Below are 19,956 nucleotides of genomic sequence, written 5' to 3' on the forward strand. Positions count from 1 at the left end.
GTTTTGCACCGAAGTTTCATCCATGCGAAGGTGCCTCGCGAGGACACCTCGTGCAGATATTTCAACGGGAGTTTCACAAACCTGTATTACAAGTTCATGAATGTGCATACCAATGAGTAGAAACGTGCTATTCTCTCGACCTGCTACATATTTGGAAGCTTTGCATGCAGTTTGATGTATGCATATGCGGACGGTGCGACACGTGCCGCCCGCGTGGAACGGATTGGTCCCGGTGGGGCCGGGACAGAACGGGGAAGTGGTTGGTATGGCCATCAAGGTGGGAGTCGTCGGAGCGGCAGGCTACGCAGGGGCGGAGCTTGTGCGCCTGCTCGTTGCCCATCCGGATTTCGAGCTCAAGGTCATCACCTCGAACGCCGACGCCGGCCAGGCGCTTTCCTCGGTGTATCCCGCCTTCTGCGGCGTGAGCGACCTGGTCTTCTCCACGCACGACGATCCCGCCCTGAAGGAGCTTGATGCGGTCTTTCTAGCCGTTCCCCACACGGCGGCCCTCGCGGCGGCGCCGGGGCTTCTGGAGGCGGGGGTAACCGTCATCGACCTCTCGGCGGACTACCGCCTGTCCGATCCTGCGGTCTACCAGCAGTGGTACGGCGTTGAGCACACCTCTCCCGAGCTGCTTGAGACGCGCGCGTTCGGCCTGCCCGAGCTCTTCGGCGAGGATCTTGCCCGTGCAGCCGCCCGGCACGTAGCAGGCGAGGCGGTGCTTGTGGCCTGTGCTGGCTGCTATCCCACGGCAACATCGCTTGCCGCCGCCCCCGCGGTGCGCATGGGCTGGGTGTCGCCCACGGGCCCCGTGGTGGTGGATGCCATCTCGGGCGTGACGGGTGCTGGCAAGTCCTGCAACGCGCGCACGCATTTCTGCAGCGCCGACGAGAACGTCGAGGCCTATAACGTGTGCCGTCATCGCCACACGCCCGAGATCGAGCAGATTCTGGGCCTTGCTGGTCGCGTCGTGTTTACCCCGCACCTCGCGCCGCTCAAGCGCGGCCTGCACTCCACCGTCACCCTGCCGCTTACACCCGAGGCGGCACATGACCTTACGGCCGAGGCCGCCGTCGAGGCCTATCGTTCCTTCTACGAGGGCCGCGACTTCGTGCGCGTGCTCGACGCGGGGGCGACCCCCAAGACCTCCTCTGTTGCCGGCTCGAACGCATGCCAGGTGGGGCTTGCCGTTAATCCCCAGGCCGGTGTGCTTGTGGCCATGGGCGCCATCGACAACCTGTGCAAGGGCGCCGCGGGCCAGGCGATCCAGTGCGCCAACGTCGTCTTCGGCATGGACGAGCGACGAGGCCTGCCGGGCATCGCTCTTCCCGTGTAACGCGGGCGGCGGTGCCATTGTGGCCGGGCGCGTTGCTCGGTACACTGGACGCACTGGCTTTTGTGGGGCGGCAGGCCCCAAACAATAGGGGGAAACCATGATTGACATCAATCGTTTCGATGCGACGGTTCGTTCTGTGCCGGACGGCGGCGTGACGAGCGCCAAGGGCTTCAAGGCTGCCGGCGTGCACGCGGGCTTCCGCAAGAATCCCGAGCGCCTGGACATGGCCATGGTCGTCGCGGACGAGCTGTGCGCGGGTGCGGGCGTCTTCACCACCAACCGCTTCTGCGCTGCACCCGTCACCGTGTGCCGTGAGAACCTGGGTGAGGGTGGCTGCGGCATGGTGCGCGGGCTTGTGGTGAACTCGGGCAACGCGAACGCCGCCACGGGCGAGGAGGGCCTCTCCGTTGCGCGCGAGACCTGCGACATCGCGTCCCAGGTGCTCGCCTGCGAGCACAACCAGGTGCTCGTGGCGTCGACCGGCGTGATCGGCGTGCCCCTGCCCATCGGGTCGTTCGAGACCGGCATCCCGCAGGCGTGCGACGAGCTGTCGCGCTCCGGCGGCGCCGCGGCCGCACGCGCCATCATGACCACGGACACGCATCCCAAGGAGTACGCCGTCTCCTACGAGACGGAGACCCTGGAATACGTGGGCAGCACCTTCACCGTGGGCGGTATGTGCAAGGGCTCCGGCATGATCATGCCCAACATGGCCACGATGATCTGCTGCATCACCACCGACGCCCCCGTGGAGCCCGAGACGCTGCACGGGCTACTTTCCGGCGTCGTGGCGAAGACCTTCAACAAGGTCACGGTGGACTCCGACACCTCCACCAACGACACCTGCATCATGATGGCCTCCGGTGCCGCCGCTCCCGGCGTGCAGCCCATTCAGGAGGGAACCGACGCCTACGAAGAGCTTGAGCGCGCCGTGCGGATCGTGTGCGAGGCCCTGGCACGCGCCATCGCCTCGGACGGCGAGGGAGCATCGCGCCTTGTGACGGTAAACGTCACGGGTGCCCCCAGCGACGAGGACGCCGACACCGCCGCCCGCGCGGTGGCGAACTCTCCGCTCGTAAAGACCGCCATCGCCGGCCGCGACTGCAACTGGGGCCGTATTGCCATGGCGCTCGGCAAGTGCGGCGTCGCCTTCGACCAGCGCGACGTCTCTATCGACATCATGGACATCCCGGTGTGCCGCGGCGGCCTCACCGTCCCGTTTGACGAGGACGAGGCGCTGCGTCGCTTCGAGGCGCCCGAGATCATCATCACCGCCGACCTGGGTGCCGGCGACGGATCCGCCACGGTGTGGACTTGCGACCTCACCCATGACTATGTAAGCATCAACGGGGACTATCGCTCGTAGCCGGGTCGCGCGGCGACGGGGAGCTGCCTCGCGCCGCGCCTGCCTGGGCTTAGAGCCCGTCCCCTGGAGCCGCCGATCAGGCGGAGACAGGACATACCCATGAAGTACGCACGCGACTCACGCCCCTCGCTTTCTAACGAAAAGACAGCAAAGCTGCTGTTCGAGGCGCTTCCCTGGATTAAGAACCTCACCGGCAAGACGGTCGTCATCAAGTACGGCGGGTCTGCCATGGTCGACGAGAAGCTCCGTGCCGACGTCATGGGTGATATTCTGCTGCTGAAGATCATCGGCGTGAAGCTCGTGCTGGTGCACGGCGGCGGCGCGGCCATCAACGAGGCGCTTTCCCACTACGACCTGCCCGTCGAGTTCAAAAACGGCCAGCGTGTGACCACGCCCGAGATCATGGACATCGTGCGCGAGGTGCTGGGCGGCAAAGTGAACCAGGAGCTCGTGGCGGCCCTGAACCAGCACGGAAACGTGGCGGTGGGCGTGTCGGGCGGAGACGCGGGCACCATCATGGCCGAGCAGCTCGACCCTGCCCTGGGGCGCGTCGGTAAAATCTCGCGCATCAACGCCGACTATCTCGAGAGCCTTATGGACAACGAGTATATTCCTGTGGTGGCAACGGTCGCCCAGGGTGAGGACGGCGGGTTCTATAACATCAACGCCGACGTCGCGGCGGGGCATATCGCTGCGGCGGTTCACGCGCACAAGGTCATGTTCCTCACCGATGTTGACGGTCTGTACGAGGACTTCTCCGACAAGGACTCGCTCATCTCCAACCTGACGCTTGAGGAGACCGAGGCCATGCTTGCCAGCGGTGACGTGGCAAAGGGCATGATTCCCAAGCTGCAGTCGTGCATCACGGCGCTGCGCGGCGGCGTGTACCGTGCGCACATCATCAACGGCACCACGCCGCATTCGCTGTTGCTGGAGCTGCTCACCAACGCCGGTGTCGGTACGGTGATGCACTCCACCACCGAGGCGTACGAACACGATTGGAGCCCGCATCCGCTTGGCACGTTTGCGTCGCGCCTTACCGAGAACATCGACGGCGCGCTTGACGACGTCGAGGCTCTGTAACGGAGACCCCGGTCGCCTGTGAGCAGGCGGCTCCCTTCACGACCACGCTCATTTCCATTTGAACAAGAAAGGTCCCACCATGTCGCTCGCACAACAAAAGGCCCTGGAAGATACCTACCTCATGCATACCTATGGACGCTCGCCCGTTGAGTTTGTGGGCGGGGAGGGCATGGAGCTCGTCGGTGACGACGGCCGCACCTACCGCGACTTTTTGGCGGGCATCGGCGTGTGCTGCCTGGGCCACGGAGGGCTGGTTGCCAAGGTGATCCAGGAGCAGGCCGCAAAGCTCGTGCACGTTTCCAACTATTTCTATATCGAGCACCGCGGCCAGGTGGCGGCGCTGCTCTCCAAGCTGGCAAACGACGACCTTGAGGGCGCTCGCGCCGTCGCCGACGCCATTGCCAGCGGCGATGCCGACGCCGTGGCCGCGGCGTGTGCGCCGAAGCCGGGCGAGCAGGTGTGGAAGACTTTCTTCTCCAACTCGGGCGCCGAGGCCAACGAGGGCTCCATGAAGCTCGCGCGCCTCTATGCGCATCGCGCCGGCAACGGAGGCAACACCATCGTGTGCCTGCGCGGCGGCTTCCACGGGCGTACGCTCGAGACCATTGCGGCCACCATGCAGGATCGGCTTCAGGACAGCTTCAAGCCGCTGCCGGGAGGTTTCGTGGCTTGCACTCCTAACGATGTCGATGAACTGCGTCGCATCTTCGACGAGCTGGGCAGCGAGATTTGCGCCGTCATGCTCGAGCCGATTCAGGGCGAGAGCGGCGTGCATCCGCTGACGAAGGAGTTCGTGCAGGCCGCGTACGATCTGGTTCACGGCGTGGGCGGCGTGCTTATTTCCGACGAGGTCCAGGCGGGCCTGTTCCGTCCGGGCAAACCTTTTGCCGTGCAGCTCTTTGATGTTCATGCCGACATCATGAGCCTTGCGAAGGGTATCGCCGGCGGCGTGCCGGCCGGTGCGTTTGTTGCCAAGCAGGAGATCGCCGACGTCTTTCGTCCTGGCGACCACGGCTCTACCTTCGGCGGCAGCTGCCTGGCGGTCGCCGCGGCCGAGGCCGTGCTCACGCGCTTGGTGCAGGGCGACTATGCCGCCCATGCGGCGGAGGTTGGCGCGTACATGGTCGAGCGTCTTGCGACCGTGCCGCATGTGACCGAGGTCCGCGGCTCGGGCCTCATGCTGGGCTGCGATCTGGACGAGGCCGCCGGCGACGCTCATGACGTGGTGGCGCGCGCTCTTGAGGCGGGCTTCGTGATCAACGCGACGGGTGCCCACACCCTGCGCTTCCTGCCGCCGCTCATCTGCGAGCGCGCGGACGTCGACGACCTTGTTGCGTGCTTGACGAGCGTGCTTGGGTAGGGTGTCGCGCAGCGCGGCGTTTGGCGCCGGCGGTGGCATGCTTTGGCGCGCGCGGTGTTTGGTGCTGGCGGCATGTTGTGACGGGCGTGCTGCATGGTACCGGCGGCACGCTGTGACGGGCTTGCCGCTGGGTGCCGATGACGCGCCGTGACGGATGTGCCGCCGTGCCCTTTTCGATTCTCGGCCGTTCTGCCGCTGGCGTTTCCGGCGGCGTACGGTATACTGGTCCGCACGGGCGATTGGCGCAATGGTTAGCGCAGGTGCTTTACACGCACAAGGCTGGGGGTTCGAGTCCCTCATCGCCCACCACTTGGTTGTGACGGCCCCGGCGACGGGGCCGTTTCCTGTTTGTGGTTCTTGCTTGGACTCGAACCCGTAAGGGCCCCATGGTGAGCAAAGCGCGTGAGCGACTTTGCCAGCATGGGTCGCAAGGCGCGGGACGCGCCGCAGCGGGTCCGGCGCCGTGAGGCGCCGGGGAGTCCCTCATCGCCCACCATGGCATCGAAAGGCCTTTCCGCAGCTGGGGAGGCCTTTTTGCGTTCTGCATAAACGTGTTTTTTAGCACTCGATAGCACATCGGTACCTAACTGTTCGCTTTCGAGCATGACGTTGCGAGCGGCTGCGCTGTTCTGCGGCAATTCGCACGCACGAATTCTATGTTGCGGCAATCCGCACGCTCGGGGCCCCGATATGGGTGCTCGAGCGTGTGGATTGCCGCAATATATGCGCTCCGTCGGTCTCGTCCGTGTATATTGCCGCGATTTGGGCGCTGCGGTCGCGACCGTTCGGACGCCAGGGGCGCCGTTCGGACAAAGGCGCTTGCGACGAGGTGTTTTTTCCGATACGTTGAGGAAATCCAGTATGTCTACGCTGTTTTCTGAAGGCAGCCTACTACGCCGTGCTTCTGGGCACAGGATAGGGTTTCTCTGCCACCATCACTCGAAATTCGGAAAATCACCGTTGAATTATTCGGAAAAACACGGTTGAAAAATTCGGAAAATCAATGTTGAAATATTCGGAATATAATGGTTACGAATCATAATGCCTGGATGAGGGGTGAGCATATGGCACGGCAGGGCATTGCGCCGGAGGGTTACCTTCCTCGCGTGGTAGATGAGCAAGTCGAGCGATACCTGGAAATCTTCGGAGCCGTTGAAATAGCGGGCACCAAGTGGTGCGGCAAGACGTGGACCGCCCGCGAACACGGCGCAAGCGTTTCATATGTTGATGACGATCTTGACCTTGCACGTGCTGACCCTTCTCTTATGACGCTCGGTGATCGCCCGCACGTTATTGACGAATGGCAGCTCGTTCCGCGCATTTGGGATGTGGTGCGCCGCAGCGTGGACCGCGAGCGCGGCCTTCGCGGTGGCTGGATTCTCACAGGGTCGTCAACGCCGTTCCTGCGCACCAACAAGGATGGGGAGGCGCCGAGCCATAGCGGCGCTGGGCGCATCGGGCGGGTGCGCATGCACCCGATGTCGCTCTTTGAGAGTGGGGATTCTACCGGTGGTGTCTCTCTTGCCAGGCTTTTTGAGGGAGACTTTGAACCGTGTCTTGCTCCAGACGATACCCGCGAGCTCATCGATCTCTGCTGCAGAGGGGGATGGCCCGAGGCCGTCGGCTCCGAAGTTTCAAATGCCCAGACGCTCGCACGGGAATACCTGCGGCTCTTTTTTACGGAGAGCGTGCCCAAGGCCGGTAAGGACGCCGATGTGGCCGCTCGGCTCGTGGCGTCTCTCGCACGCAACCTCGGTCAGGCGGCGACCTACACAACCATTGTCCGCGACATGTACGGCGAAGAGGACGGCACCTCGGTCATCGCGCAGGGGACCGTGGCATCCTACCTCTCTCTGCTCAAGGCTTCCTATCTTATTGAGGAGTACCCCGGATGGGTTCCTCCGACGCGCTCGCGTAAGCGCCTGGCAGTCAAGCCCAAGCGCTACCTTGCCGATCCCTCCCTTGCAGCAGCCCAGCTGGGGATGGCGCCCGATGCGCTGCTGCGTGACTGGCAGACCTTTGGTCTCTTGTTTGAATCCCTTTGCATGCGCGACCTCACGGTCTATGCCCGCGCGCTGCCAAACGTGGGCTTTGAGCCGGTGCGCTACTACCGTGATGACGCGGGCCTTGAGGCGGATGCGATCATAGAGCTTGCGGACGGGCGCTGGGCGGCCTTTGAGTTCAAAGTGAGCGAGGACAAGGTTGCCGATGCCGCGAGCAGCCTCCTGCGGCTCAAGCGGAAGCTCTGTGAGAACCAGCGCGCGCGGGTGCGCGAGCCGGAGTTTCTTGCGGTGGTGACCGGCATCTCAAAATACGCGCGGCGTACATCCGAGGGCGTGTACGTGATTCCCATACGGGCCCTGAGGGCCTAGCGTCGCCGGGGGTTCCCTCATCGCCCGCCACTGATCTGAAAGGTCTTTCCGCAGCTGGGGAGGCCTTTTTGCGTTCTGCATAAACGTGTTTTTTAGCACTCGATAGCACATCGGTACCTAACTGTTCGCTTTCGAGCATGACGTTGCGAGCGGCTGCGCTGTTCTGCGGCAATTCGCACGCACGAATTCTATATTGCGGCAATCCGCACGCTCAGGGCCCCGATATGGGTACTCGAGCGTGTGGATTGCCGCAATATATGCGCTCCGTCGGTCTCGTCCGTGTATATTGCCGCAATTTGGGCGCTGCGGTCGCGACCGTTCGGACGCCAGGGGCGCCATTCGGACAAAGGCGCTTGCGACGAGGTATTTTTTCCGATACGTTGAGGAAATCCAGTATGTCCACGCTGTTTGCGTGCGTACAAGACAGCTAAGGAAAGGCCGGTGCCGCCATGTTCCGTTCCGCAATCGAAATAATGTTCGGGGGGGGGACGCTCGTTCTGAGCGTCTAGCTCAAAGATGGCAGATGCTGGCTGTCGTTGTTTTGATGGTACTTGCGGCATGTATTGCGGTGGCGGTGTCCGGTGGCGCACAGCCCGTTTTGGCAGAGGCGTTGGGCGATGCGTTGTCGAGTACGAGTTCTGCAACGGTGGCCGTGGAACCCCGCGAGGGGAACGACCATGACACCAGCCACAGTGGCTGGACTGCCATCACCGGCACACAGACCCTGAGTGGCGGTAACTACTATCTAAATGGTGATGTAACGGGCGACCTGACCATCACCGGCACCGTCACCCTCTGCCTCAACGGATACGTTTTAACGGGCAGCGGTAACGGTTCGGTCATTACGATAAGCAGTGGCGGAAACTTAACGCTGTGCGACTGCCGGCCAAATACCACGCACAGTGGTATTTCCTACACCGGAGGCGTTATCACCGGCGGAAAAACCACTGGTAGTGACAGAGCCGGCGGCGGGGTCGAAGTGTATCCAACTTCGGGTAACGCCTCCTTTACTATGTATGGCGGCACCATCGCAGGGAAAAGTAGTGAAGAGTCTGGTGGCGGTGTGACCACATGGGCTAATACAACTTTTACGATGTACGGCGGCACGATCACCAACAATACGGGTGATACTGGCGGTGGCGTGCGTAATGGTGGCACGTTCTATATGTACGGCGGAACCATTTCCGGCAATACGACCGCCTGGAAGGGCGCTGAATTGTATGTGAACAATGTGGCTAACATCCAAGGCGGAACCATTGGGAGCGGTACAGTTTACATTGCTGGTAGTAAAACGCTCAATATATCCGACGGATATATTGGCTCCTCTTTTGATGACACAAGCGACACTGCCAACATTACAGGCGGGTATTTTGCCAACGGCGACGCCACAGCGAATACTGTCGCGGGGAGAGCGGTTGCCAGCGGTTGTACCGCTGTGGACATTTCCCAAGGAAACCATTACGGCGATACGGACTATCAAAACGGCTACCCCTATGCGGTGTATACGACCGGCAGCACTTCGGGGTACGGTGTAGCTAGTGTGACCGTGACTTACGGCACAAGCTATACCCCAATCGTTTCGGGCAATACTCACAATGTAGAAGTCAGCTATTCCTACAAGGACAGTAACGAAGAAGCGGTAAACGACACCCCGTCCGCCGTGGGTACCTATACCGGCACCGCCACATTTGCTGCGTACATCGACGGGGCAAACAAAATCTATTATCCCGAAACCGATGTGAGTTTTATCGTAACCATCAATTCTGCTACGCCGAGCATCACGGCAACCGTATCCTATGGCTCGACGCAGACCAACATATTCACCTACGGCGATACCATCACCATTTCGGGCACCGTCACGGCGGCCCCCTCGACCAACGGCGTCAGCCTGTTGGCCGAACCGGAGCAAAACCAGGTGGGGTTGTATGTGTCGAGGAATGACAGCCCGATTGCCAAAGCGGATGTGACGACGACTGATGGTAGCTTCATCCTTCAATACAATACTGCCAGTCAGCTGATGCCCACGGGAAGCCAGACCCTCACGGTGAAATACGGCGGCAGTTCTGGCCTGACCAGCGGCGAGGCCACCGCGACCATCACGCTGAATCAGAAGGCGGTTACAGCCTCTCTCAGCGGTACGACGGCCAAAACCTACGACGGCGAGACCAACGCGCCGACTGGGCTGACTGTCGGTCTGAGCGGCGTACTTTCAGCCGATACCGTGACGGTTTCGGCTGAAAGTATCACCTACGACGATGCCAACGCGGGCGCCAACAAGACCATCACCGCTACGGGTATCACTCTCAGCGGTGACGATGCGAAGTGGTACAGCCTGTCCAGCGACACGGCCGCTACCACCGGCTCCATCACCGCGGCAGCTTCTTCTGTGGACACCGCGCCGGAGGCCAACACTAGCTTGACCTTCACCGTCACAGCCCAAGCTCTGGTGACGGCGGGCTCAGCCAGCAATGGCACCATGGTGTATGCCCTGGGAACTAGCGCGGACGATGTGCCAGCTGATAATTACAGTGCGACCATCCCTACCGGCACCAACGCGGGCACATACTACGTCTGGTACAAGGTGCAGGCAGATCAAAACTACAGCGATACCGCCCCAGTCTGTGTGACCGTGACCATTGCCAAGGCCACGCCCGAGCTAGCTCTGGCGGCCTCTCCTGCGTCCCTGCGGGGTCGGGGTACCGTAACGCTGACCCTCACCGGCGTGCCGGAAGGCGGCGGGAGCGTCACGGTGGCCTGCGACGACGGCAGCATCACCGTGGCGGCGGGCGACGACGGCGCTTGGACGGCCAGCCTGCCCAACCGCACGCAGACGTACACCTTTACCGCCAGCTTTGACGGGAACGACAACTACGACCCCACCAAGGCTTCCTGCACCGTGGAGGTGACTTATCGGAGCACCTATGTCCCGCCCGCGCACACGGACGGCCCCAGCACCTCCGGCTCCGAGGGCTGGGATGACATCAAGGATGAGATCGCGGGCGCCGAGGGCGGCGGTTCCATCGTCATCGATATGGGTGGCGAGACCGAGGTGCCCGGCGAGGTCTTCGAGGAGGTCGCCGGCAAGGATGTGGACGTGACCTTCGAGCTGGAAGACGGTGTGAGCTGGACGGTGAACGGCCAGGACGTGCCCAAGGGCGCCGACATCGGCGACCTCGACTTGGGTGTGGGCATGGGCACCGACGGCATCCCCGTGGACGTGATCAACGCCGTCACAGGCGAGGTCGGCACCGTGCAGATCGCCCTGGCTCACGACGGCGAGTTCGGCTTCGAGATGGTTCTGACGGCCCCGCTGGGCCGGGAGAACGCCGGATACTGGGCCAACCTCTATCACTACGACGAGGACGACGAGCGGCTCTCCTTCGAGACCGACGCCCGGATCGACGACGACGGGAGCGTCTCCCTGAGGCTCTCCCATGCCAGCCAGTACGCTATCGTCATCGATAAGGTCGGCCACGCGCTGCCGTTTGCGGACGCGTCCGAGGGCGAGTGGTACTCGGAGCCCGTCCGCTGGACGTGGCTCCACGGCGTCATGACCGGCTACGACGACGGGTCGAACCTCTTCGGCACGGAGGACGCCCTCACGCGCGCCCAGCTCGCGGCGACGCTCTACAAGGCCGCCGGCTCGCCCGCGGCCGACCCCGCCGGTGTAGAGAGGTACTCCGACTGCGCCTACGGCGCCTGGTACGCGGAGGCGGTCTCCTGGGCAACCGACCAGGGCCTCATGACCGGTTACGACGACGGCTCCGGCCGCTTCGCGCCTGACGCTCCGCTCACGCGCGAGCAGCTTGCCGTGGTCTTCTGGCGCGCCGCGGGCTCGCCTGCGGCCGAGGCGGACCTCGGCGCCTTCCTCGACGGCGGCGAGACGTCCTCGTGGGCGAGGCCGGCGGTCATATGGGCGGTCTCCACGGGCCTGCTCAAGGGGTACGGCAACACCGGCGAGCTCGACCCCGCGGGCACCCTCACCCGCGCCCAGGCGGCGACGGTGCTCTACCGCCTCGCCACGGAGGGAGCGGACGAGACTCTCGGCTCCCGCTAGAACCCCGAGATCGTTTCGGATGCTCCGGCCCGGGACGTCTCAGCGGACCGTCCCGGGCCGTCTTCGTCAAGGGGCTCCTTCCTCGTTCCCGAGCCGTATCCCTCGCCCTAGTTGCGTGCACGATTCCAAAGTCGATAGGGGGTTCCGGCCGTTTCCACCCTGCGTCGTTGGTCGATTCGAGTGGTTACTGGGCATGGGAGACGCGTCCGGTTCGAGTGACTGGTCAATTCGAATGTCCGCTGGGCAAGAGGAGCGTGGCCTGGTGCGGTCGTTGGTCGATTTCGCTGAGCACTGGGCACGTGCAACGGGAGATTTTCGCGTGTTGGTCCGCGGTGGGACCGCCTTGCTGCCCAGGAGGTCGACATCTTGACCACACCCGCATGCATGCGAGCGGGGCCGCTGCCCAGCGCGCGTTCCAATTGACCACGCGCTCTTCAATTATGCGATCCCCATGCCCAGCGCGGGTCCATATTGACCATGCCACGGCTAATGAGGGCGATTGTGGCCGAATCGCGCTCGTAACTCTCGTCCAGCGCACGCAACGTAAAAACGCCACATGCAGCTCGCGCGTCCAAGGACACAGACCCGCGACAAGACGGGAGTAAGCTCGCTCGTATGACGCATCACCTAGATAACGGCCACAACGGGATGCAGTCGCTTCCCATGAGACTACGCCAACAGCCAATCGATGAGATTCAACTGCTCTATACCGTTGTGGTCGCTCGACCCAATGCGGTCCAAGGTGAGCAGTGTCTTGGGGTAGGCATCGTCCAGCCGCTCGAGCGGACGCAGCTCGCGCTCTAGGGTCGACTCATCCAGTACAGACAATGCGACCTGGAAGTAATGCGGCCTGCCCTCGCGCTCGGCAACAAAGTCGATTTCCAAATCGCCCAAGCGGCTTCATTTATATTCGACGCATCGTTTGCTTGCAAGACATGTTTCGATCTGTCCAACCAAATGGATGAAATTCGGTGAAGCTTCAAGTTCATCCAATTAACTGGATGAATTTGCCAGAATTGATGGTTGGCTCGAAAGGTGACGCGAGAGATGCTGCGCAAGTGCGGATGTCAATTGAAAGCGCCACCAACGACGACGTGAAACCCGTGCCACGATCCAGCGTCGAGTGCTGGGAAATGTCGAGGCTTCCGGTTGGCGCCATCGCGGTGATCGAGGGCAGGGACAAGCCATATCTCTATCGCGGAAAGGCATACCGCAGAAGCGACACGGTAGATGTGCTCAGGACGCTTGGCCTGTATTCGGCCGTCAGCGTCTGCATCAATGCGGCGATAATACCGGCTGATGAACCGTGAAGGGCAAAAATGGGCCAATCGCATACCAACGAGAGATGTTGGCTATATCGACGAAGTGAGGGTGTGGCCCTGCGGAGCGTGAAGCGGGTAGTTTCCATGCCGATTCGCGATGCGTGCGATGCTGACGAGGCGCGGGAAATGCTGATGCGGTGCACCGGTGATGCCTGTGTGGTCGGAGGGGTGTCGGATGGGTTCTGGGCAGGGGGTCAGACCTGGTAGGTCTCTCGTCCGGTATTCCCCGGTGCATTTCGTAAGGAGCGTGCCCCTCGGGATACCCCTAGGGAGTAGGGGAGGCGCCTGCCTTTTTCGAGATGTCCTCTGAGGAGTGGGTTCGGCCCCCACGTACGTCTTGAGTTGCCTACCTCGAATTCAAGTTGCGTGCGCGCTTTAAAAGTTGATAGAGGTTTTCGGCCATAATCACCTCCAATTGAGGGCGATTATGGTCGTATCGCGCACGCAATTTTCATCGGGCGCACGCAATTTCAGTTGGGCGCACGTAACACCTGCCACGCGCACGTAACTCGACAACGGGGTACGCAACTCGCGTGGAGCAGCGCGTCTCGGGTCCTCCGGAAGGGTCCTTCAGGAAGGTCCTTGGGGAATTCTCTTGTTGACAACACTGCGGGCAAGAAGGCGTGCAGCCGGTCCGCCCCTATGGCCGTATACTCGGTGCGTACGTATGATTCGCGCTTGGGCAGCCTTGCCCGCCCGGAAGGACTCATCATGGAGAAGATCGCCAGCTTCACCGTCAACCACCTCGTACTCAAGCCGGGGGTGTACGTCTCGCGCATAGACACCGACCCCGCCACGGGTGCGCAGGTAACCACGTTTGACCTGCGTCTTACCGAGCCGAACCACGAGCCGGTGATGAACACCGCCGAGTGCCATACTATCGAGCATCTGGGCGCGACGTTTTTGCGGAACCATCCCGATTGGGCCTCGCGCGTGGTCTACTTTGGGCCCATGGGATGCCGGACCGGCTTTTACCTGGTGGTGTTTGGGCAGGTGAGTTCTCAGGAGATTCTCCCGCTTGTTCGTGAGCTCTTTGCGTTCGTTCGCGACTTTGAGGGCGAGATTCCGGGCGCGCGCCCCGAGGAGTGCGGTAACTACTTGGATCAGAACCTCCCCATGGCCAAATGGCTGGCGGCGCGCTATCTGGAGCGCGACCTGGACCACGCCGACGAGACGCGCCTGCAGTATCAGTAGGGGCGCCCGACCACCAGCAGGAACGCAAGAACCCGCGCGCCGAGCCACCAGCAAACACGCCGCGCCCCATCGCGCGCCGAGCATCGCCTGTTTGTTTCGCGTGGTCTCGCGCCAGCGGCTACAATGAAATGCGCATCTGCGTCCACTCCAAAAGGAGCTGTTCCATGGCCCATACCGTCCTGCCCGAAACGCCAACCGGCGAGCTGCGCGACCGCTTGCGGCGCGTCCGCTACATCTTCACCGACCTCGACGGCACCATGTTGGGGCCGGGATCGTGCGTGCTTGCGAATGCTTCTGGCGAGCCAAGCCTCGACTTTGTGCGCGCGCTGCTCGAACTCAAGCAGGCGGGCATCGAGGTCATCCCGTGCTCGGGACGAAATCGCTCGATGCTCCACGAAGATATTCGCCTGCTGGGCCTCAACTCCTTTATCGGCGAGATGGGCGGACTGCTCATGCTCGACAACAGCGAGAGCCGCTGGGAGTACTACACGGCCGACATGCCGTTCAATCCCGCCTGGGGCTACTCGCCGCACGAGTGCATCGAGGCCACGGGCATCCTCGACGAGTTCTCGACGCGGTGGCCGGGTCTTCTGGAATACCACAACGACATGTCGACGGGCTACAAGCACCGCGAGGTCACCGTCGGCCTGCGCGGCGAGATTCCCGATGAGGAGGCGCGCGCCATCATTGAGCAGTCCGGCGCGGAGCTCGACTGGGGAGACAACGGCTTTCTGAACTACATCTCGGCTCCGACTACGCTCAAGCTGCCGGAAGGCGTGCGGGGCCGTGCGTTCAACATCATGCCTCGCGGCCTGAACAAGGGGCGCGGCATCAAGCGCTTCTGCAGCCTGCGCGGCATCGACTTGTCGGAGACGCTCGCGATCGGCGACGCTCCGTCCGACTTTCTCATGGCGGACACGTGCGACACGTTCCTCCTGGTGGAGAACGGTCTTAAGAGCTCTTCGGCCGAGGAGTTCCTGGCGAGCCACGATAACGCGTTCGTCGCGCCTGGCCGCTTGGTGGACGGTTGGGTCAACGGCATGCGCTGCGTGCTGGCGGCGCAGGACCGAGTGGAGGGCTGAGGCGCATGCAGCAGCAACGTGCCGAGGCGGGCTTCGTCGGACCGGGAAGCCTGGTCACGCCCCATCCGTCGGCTACCGACCCCCTGGCGGCCGAGCGCGGCGGCAACAGCCGACCGATCGGCGTCTTTGACTCGGGGCTGGGAGGCCTCACGGTGGCCCGCGCCATGGCTCGCGCCCTTCCGCACGAGTCCATCTACTACCTGGGCGACACGAAGCGCTGCCCGTACGGTCCGCGCGACGAGGACGAGGTGCGCTCTTTCGTGATACAGGCGGGGCGATGGCTCGAGGCGCACGACGTCAAGATCATGGTCATTGCCTGCAATACCGCGACGGCCGCCGGCCTGCACCTTGCGCAGCAGCTGCTGCGTGTGCCGGTGATCGGCGTCATCGCACCGGGCGCCCGCGCCGCCATCAACACCACGCGTACGCGCAAGGTGGGCGTGCTGGCAACCGAGCTCACCGTGCGGTCGGGCGCCTATCGGCGCGCCATCCACAGCCTGGATGCCGGCGTAGACGTGTATGGCTGCCCTGCGCCCAGCTTCGTCGAAATCGTTGAGCGCGAGCTAGCCACGGGCGCGCATCTTCAAGAGCGCTGGCTGGAAAACGGCGACATTTTCGATACGCCCGAGAACCGAGCCGAAGTTTGCCGCACGCTGTCGCCGCTAGCCGATCGCGACGTCGATACGGTGGTGCTGGGCTGCACGCACTTCCCGCTGCTTGCCGGCCCCATTCGCGCCGCGCTGGGTCCGGGTGTGCACGTGGTGTCCTCGGCCGAGGAGACCACGCGCGAGCTCACCGATATCCTGCAGCGCCGCGAGCAGCTGGCCTCGGCCGATGTGGAGCCGCAGCATCGCTTTGCCACCACGTCGGACAACATCGCCGCCTTTGCGGCGGCGGGCAGCTTCATCTTTGGCCAGCCGCTGCGCAGCGTGGAATACGTGGGCCTCGATGAGCTGGAAGCCCTCGACCGGCGATAGCGAAGCGGCCGGGTAGAGCTTGGCTCGCTGAGGAATCGGTCGGGTGAGGTTCGGTTCACCGAGGGCTTGACCTGGTGGGGCCCGACCCGAAGGCGCCGCCCCGCAGTCCCGCGAAAACCTGCCCGGTAAAGGTTGCTCTTGACGATGGATGTTCGTAGGGACCACCCCACAGCGGTCCTGTTACATAAGGTACGAAAGGTTTAGGAACGACATGCTGACCACCGATTCTGTGCGCGCAAACGGGCGCGCCGCCAACGAGATGCGCCCTGTGAAGCTCACGCGCGACGTCATGAAGCACGCGCTGGGGTCGTGCCTGGTGGAGTTTGGCGACACGAAGGTGCTGTGCGCCGCCACCATCGAAGAGGGACTTCCCGGTTGGCGCAAGGCGAGTCGCGCCGGTTGGGTGACGGCGGAGTATGCCATGCTGCCCGCCTCGACCAACCGCCGGAGCCGCCGCGAGACCGGACAGCGCAAGGGCCGCTCCATGGAGATCGAGCGTCTGATCGGTCGCAGCCTGCGCACCGTCACCAACCTGCGCGCCCTCGGCGAGTACACCGTCACCGTGGATTGCGACGTGTTGCAGGCCGACGGCGGAACCCGTACGGCAAGCATCACGGGCGCTTGGGTCGCCCTGCACGACGCCCTCATGGCGTGGGTCGCCGCGGGAAAGATTCCCCGCCTGCCGCTGGTCGACCAGGTTGCGGCCGTGTCCATGGGCGTCGTTGATGGCGAGAACCTGCTGGATCTCGACTACTCCGAGGACTCCAACGCCGAGGTCGACATGAACCTGGTCGCGACGGGCTCGGGAGAGATCATCGAGATCCAGGGCACGGGCGAGCGCACCCCGTTTGATCGTGCGCGTCTGAACACCCTGCTTGACCTGGGTGACCTTGGTATCAAGCATCTCATTGCCCTGCAGGACGAAATCACGGCATTCCAGGACTAACGGGGTTGCCCCACGGCGCGGACGTCAGGCTGCAAGTCAAGGGGGCAAGGGCGCCCGCCCGGTCAGCGCACCGATGCCCCAGCCGCATGGCGGGGCACTTACCGACACGCGGGCATCACACTGCAGCGTATTGTGAGAGGAGCGAACAACATGGCGCTTGAGCACATCGATATCGCGGAGCTCGACCCCGCCCACACCGTGGTGGTGGCAACGGGCAACGCGCATAAGCTTGTTGAGATCGAGGATATCCTGGGGCGTGCCCTGCCGGGAACGCGCTTTGTCGCGCTTGGCCAGCTGGGCGACTTCGAAGAGCCCGAGGAGAACGGCACGACGTTCGCCGAAAACGCGATCATCAAGGCCGAGGCCGCGGTCGCCGCGACGGGCCTTACCGCGGTCGCAGACGATTCGGGCCTGGTGGTGGACGCGCTCGACGGCGAGCCGGGCGTATACTCTGCGCGCTATGCGGGCGTTCACGGCGACGATGCCGCCAACAACGCCAAGCTGCTCGCAAACATGCGTGACGTCCCCGATGCCGAGCGCACGGCGCGTTTCATGAGCGTGGTCGCGCTGATCGAGCCGAGCGGCCTGGTGCGCCTGGGCGAGGGCGCGTGCGAGGGCACGGTGGGCCACGAGGGAAGGGGAGAGCACGGGTTTGGATATGACCCACTGTTCCTGCCCGCCGACACGCCGGGAAAGACCATGGCAGAGCTCATGCCCGAGGAGAAAAACGCCATCAGCCACAGGTTCCATGCACTGCAGGACCTGTGCCAGAAGCTCGCAGCAGAAGACCGAGGCGCCGACGGGACGGCCGATTCCGCCGCTGCTACGACGCCCGAGGCGTCCTGCAACGCCGCCGAGGAGGCGTAGAGCCGTGCGCGCGGTTGTTCAGCGGGTGCTTTCCTCCAGCGTCACCATCGGTGGCGAAGTCGTAGGAGCAATCGATAAGGGCTACCTCATCTTACTGGGCGTGGGGCACGACGACACTCGCGCCCAGGCCGAGCAGCTCTGGCACAAGATCTTCTCGCTGCGCATCTTCGAGGACGAGCAAGGCAAGACCAACCGGTCGCTCGACGACGTGGGCGGCAGCGTTCTTGTGGTGTCGCAGTTCACGCTGTACGCCGACTGCAGGCGCGGCCGTCGTCCCTCGTTTACCGACGCCGGATCGCCCGCGCTTGCCAACGAGCTCTATGAGTACTTCGTCTCGCTCGTGCGCGCCGACGTCCCCCGTGTCGCTACCGGCAGATTTGGCGCCGACATGCGCGTCGAGCTCGTGAACGACGGACCGTTCACCATCGTGCTCGACACCGACGACCTGTAGCGCCGCAGGTCGCAGGGTGTTTCGCCACACCCTCACCACATGCCGCCGAGTTGCGAGCTCAAGCACCGCGAGGCTGCTATACTCTTGTACGTTTGACTTTATGTTGGGGATATTCTGCCCTGATTGCACAGCAAGTGGGAGGCATCGTACATGGAAGAGCTGGTAGTCAACCACGTCGAGGAGATTCACGAGCATCTGAGCCAGATGGTGGGACAGCGCGTGAAGGTGAAGGCCAACATGGGCCGCACGCGCGTCATCGAGCGCATGGGCGTCATCAAGACGGTGCACCCGGCGGTCTTCATCGTCGAGGTCAACGAGCGCCGTGGCCGTACCTCGCGTCAGTCGTACCAGTACGTGGACGTGCTCACCGGGTCTGTCGAGCTCTTCGACCCCGAGACGGGCGAGCACATCTTCACTCCGCTTGGCAACCAGTCCGAGGAGCACTAAGATGCCTGCGCGGTTCATGCTTATTACCGCTCCGGCAAAGATTAACCTCTACCTGGGCGTGCACACGCAGAAGGACGCACGCGGCTACCATCGGGTCGATTCCGTCATGACGACGATCGACCTGACCGACACGCTTGCCATTGCGCCTGCCGACGAGCTCGCGGTTCATACCGTGCCCGAGGCTGACTTTCCCATGGAGGAGAACACCGCCTATCGTGCGGCGGTCGCCATGGGCAAGGCATTTGAACGCGAGCCCAACTTCACGATCCTGATCGACAAGCACATTCCTATTCGGTCTGGCCTGGGCGGTCCGTCGACCGATGCGGCGGCGGTCATCATGGCGCTGTGCCGCGCATGGCATCTCGATCCCACCGACCCCAAGATCGATGAGATCGCGCGCTCCATCGGGGCCGACGTGCCGTTCTTTTTGTACGGTCCCCCTGCGTATCTTGCCGGCGCCGGCGATGAGATGCGCGAGCTGTTTCGCCCGCTGACCGGCACGCCGGTCGCGCTGGTCAAGCCGCTTGCCAGCGGCGTGACGGCGCGCGACGCCTACGTGCGGTTTGACGAGAGCCCGATTGACGCGGCTCCGCTCGACCCCATGCTCGAGGCGCTGCGCCTGCATGACGAGACGGCCATTTTTAACAGCGTCGCCAACAACCTGGCGCCTGCTGCCTGCTCCATCGAGCCCGAGATCGCGCAGATCCTCGATTGGATTCGCGAGCAGCCCGAGGTTCGTGCGGCAGACGTGACCGGCTCCGGCGCGTGCGTATTTGCGATATGCAACACCCAGATGGCCGCCGACGCCATCGCGCTTTCCGCGCTCAACGAGCACGGTTGGTGGGGTCAGTCCGCAAAAATGGAGAACTCGGGACCTTATGTTGCTGCGGGCTAGCATCCCGCACAGGCTTGTGCTAAGATAGCCTCCGCTTCGGGTTGTGGCTCAGTTTGGTAGAGCACCGCGTTCGGGACGCGGGGGTCGCTGGTTCAAATCCAGTCAACCCGACCATTTGAATGTAAAGGCCTGCCGCTTGTCGGCAGGCCTTTTGCGTACGAAGGGATACGAGGGGCAGGACACCGCTGCGATTTGGGGGAA

16 protein-coding genes and 2 tRNA genes are annotated in these 19,956 nt (G+C 63.2%); 17 read left to right on the forward strand and 1 reads right to left on the reverse strand.

What is annotated here, in order from left to right; all coding sequences use genetic code 11:
* Positions 1–265 precede the first annotated feature (265 nt).
* From argC to B5F33_RS01150, 7 genes are all read left to right on the forward strand, one after another.
* On the forward strand, positions 266–1,336 hold the full coding sequence (gene argC, locus B5F33_RS01120; RefSeq protein ID WP_087409948.1) for an N-acetyl-gamma-glutamyl-phosphate reductase: 1,071 nt from the start codon (positions 266–268) through the stop codon (positions 1,334–1,336).
* A gap of 97 nt (positions 1,337–1,433) precedes the next feature.
* Positions 1,434–2,702, forward strand: coding sequence for a bifunctional glutamate N-acetyltransferase/amino-acid acetyltransferase ArgJ (gene argJ, locus B5F33_RS01125; protein ID WP_087409949.1), 1,269 nt, complete (start codon positions 1,434–1,436; stop codon positions 2,700–2,702).
* Positions 2,703–2,801: 99 nt separating this feature from the next.
* Entirely contained in the window at positions 2,802–3,785 is a 984-nt protein-coding gene (gene argB, locus B5F33_RS01130) for an acetylglutamate kinase (protein WP_087409950.1), read from the forward strand.
* A 79-nt stretch (positions 3,786–3,864) separates the two neighbouring features.
* On the forward strand, positions 3,865–5,145 hold the full coding sequence (locus tag B5F33_RS01135) for an aminotransferase class III-fold pyridoxal phosphate-dependent enzyme (RefSeq protein ID WP_087409951.1): 1,281 nt from the start codon (positions 3,865–3,867) through the stop codon (positions 5,143–5,145).
* Between the two features lie 233 nt (positions 5,146–5,378).
* Positions 5,379–5,454 (forward strand) — tRNA-Val (locus B5F33_RS01140).
* Positions 5,455–6,209: 755 nt separating this feature from the next.
* Entirely contained in the window at positions 6,210–7,517 is a 1,308-nt protein-coding gene (locus B5F33_RS01145; protein WP_087409952.1) for a DUF4143 domain-containing protein, read from the forward strand.
* 523 nt (positions 7,518–8,040) lie between these two features.
* Entirely contained in the window at positions 8,041–11,574 is a 3,534-nt protein-coding gene (locus B5F33_RS01150) for an S-layer homology domain-containing protein (RefSeq protein ID WP_087409953.1), read from the forward strand.
* Positions 11,575–12,243: 669 nt separating this feature from the next.
* On the opposite strand, the gene B5F33_RS01155 is transcribed toward B5F33_RS01150, so the two are convergent.
* The gene (locus B5F33_RS01155) at positions 12,244–12,468 is read right to left on the reverse strand and encodes an ATP-binding protein (RefSeq protein WP_087409954.1); all 225 of its coding nucleotides are present in this window, start codon (positions 12,466–12,468) and stop codon (positions 12,244–12,246) included.
* 77 nt (positions 12,469–12,545) lie between these two features.
* On the opposite strand from B5F33_RS01155, the gene B5F33_RS01160 reads away from it, so the two are divergent.
* From B5F33_RS01160 to B5F33_RS01205, 10 genes are all read left to right on the forward strand, one after another.
* On the forward strand, positions 12,546–12,884 hold the full coding sequence (locus B5F33_RS01160; protein ID WP_087409955.1) for a hypothetical protein: 339 nt from the start codon (positions 12,546–12,548) through the stop codon (positions 12,882–12,884).
* Positions 12,885–13,607: 723 nt separating this feature from the next.
* A complete protein-coding gene (locus B5F33_RS01165) occupies positions 13,608–14,090 on the forward strand; it encodes an S-ribosylhomocysteine lyase (RefSeq protein ID WP_087409956.1) in 483 nt (160 codons plus the stop codon).
* Positions 14,091–14,254: 164 nt separating this feature from the next.
* Positions 14,255–15,172, forward strand: coding sequence for an HAD-IIB family hydrolase (locus tag B5F33_RS01170; protein WP_087409957.1), 918 nt, complete (start codon positions 14,255–14,257; stop codon positions 15,170–15,172).
* 5 nt (positions 15,173–15,177) lie between these two features.
* Complete coding sequence (gene murI, locus B5F33_RS01175) at positions 15,178–16,149, forward strand: glutamate racemase (RefSeq protein WP_087409958.1); 972 nt, start codon at positions 15,178–15,180, stop codon at positions 16,147–16,149.
* Positions 16,150–16,360: 211 nt separating this feature from the next.
* On the forward strand, positions 16,361–17,095 hold the full coding sequence (gene rph, locus B5F33_RS01180) for a ribonuclease PH (protein WP_087409959.1): 735 nt from the start codon (positions 16,361–16,363) through the stop codon (positions 17,093–17,095).
* A gap of 150 nt (positions 17,096–17,245) precedes the next feature.
* The gene (gene rdgB, locus B5F33_RS01185) at positions 17,246–17,962 is read left to right on the forward strand and encodes an RdgB/HAM1 family non-canonical purine NTP pyrophosphatase (protein ID WP_087409960.1); all 717 of its coding nucleotides are present in this window, start codon (positions 17,246–17,248) and stop codon (positions 17,960–17,962) included.
* Between the two features lie 4 nt (positions 17,963–17,966).
* Positions 17,967–18,413: a D-aminoacyl-tRNA deacylase gene (dtd, locus tag B5F33_RS01190; RefSeq protein WP_087409961.1), complete on the forward strand. Its 447-nt coding sequence runs from the start codon at positions 17,967–17,969 to the stop codon at positions 18,411–18,413.
* Between the two features lie 150 nt (positions 18,414–18,563).
* Positions 18,564–18,860: a Veg family protein gene (locus B5F33_RS01195; protein ID WP_087409962.1), complete on the forward strand. Its 297-nt coding sequence runs from the start codon at positions 18,564–18,566 to the stop codon at positions 18,858–18,860.
* A gap of 1 nt (position 18,861) precedes the next feature.
* The gene (gene ispE, locus B5F33_RS01200; protein ID WP_087409963.1) at positions 18,862–19,755 is read left to right on the forward strand and encodes a 4-(cytidine 5'-diphospho)-2-C-methyl-D-erythritol kinase; all 894 of its coding nucleotides are present in this window, start codon (positions 18,862–18,864) and stop codon (positions 19,753–19,755) included.
* A 37-nt stretch (positions 19,756–19,792) separates the two neighbouring features.
* Positions 19,793–19,869, forward strand: a tRNA-Pro gene (locus B5F33_RS01205).
* Positions 19,870–19,956 lie beyond the last annotated feature (87 nt).

It is taken from the genome of Collinsella sp. An2 (assembly GCF_002160065.1).
Taxonomy (GTDB): Bacteria; Actinomycetota; Coriobacteriia; order Coriobacteriales; family Coriobacteriaceae; genus Limicola.

Coding starts and splice junctions, on each gene's coding strand:
- argC (WP_087409948.1), top strand. CDS start 266: ATGGCCATCAAGGTGGGAGTCGTCGGAGCGGCAGGCTACGCAGGGGCG.
- argJ (WP_087409949.1), top strand. CDS start 1,434: ATGATTGACATCAATCGTTTCGATGCGACGGTTCGTTCTGTGCCGGAC.
- argB (WP_087409950.1), top strand. CDS start 2,802: ATGAAGTACGCACGCGACTCACGCCCCTCGCTTTCTAACGAAAAGACA.
- B5F33_RS01135 (WP_087409951.1), top strand. CDS start 3,865: ATGTCGCTCGCACAACAAAAGGCCCTGGAAGATACCTACCTCATGCAT.
- B5F33_RS01145 (WP_087409952.1), top strand. CDS start 6,210: ATGGCACGGCAGGGCATTGCGCCGGAGGGTTACCTTCCTCGCGTGGTA.
- B5F33_RS01150 (WP_087409953.1), top strand. CDS start 8,041: ATGCTGGCTGTCGTTGTTTTGATGGTACTTGCGGCATGTATTGCGGTG.
- B5F33_RS01165 (WP_087409956.1), top strand. CDS start 13,608: ATGGAGAAGATCGCCAGCTTCACCGTCAACCACCTCGTACTCAAGCCG.
- B5F33_RS01170 (WP_087409957.1), top strand. CDS start 14,255: ATGGCCCATACCGTCCTGCCCGAAACGCCAACCGGCGAGCTGCGCGAC.
- murI (WP_087409958.1), top strand. CDS start 15,178: ATGCAGCAGCAACGTGCCGAGGCGGGCTTCGTCGGACCGGGAAGCCTG.
- rph (WP_087409959.1), top strand. CDS start 16,361: ATGCTGACCACCGATTCTGTGCGCGCAAACGGGCGCGCCGCCAACGAG.
- rdgB (WP_087409960.1), top strand. CDS start 17,246: ATGGCGCTTGAGCACATCGATATCGCGGAGCTCGACCCCGCCCACACC.
- B5F33_RS01195 (WP_087409962.1), top strand. CDS start 18,564: ATGGAAGAGCTGGTAGTCAACCACGTCGAGGAGATTCACGAGCATCTG.
- ispE (WP_087409963.1), top strand. CDS start 18,862: ATGCCTGCGCGGTTCATGCTTATTACCGCTCCGGCAAAGATTAACCTC.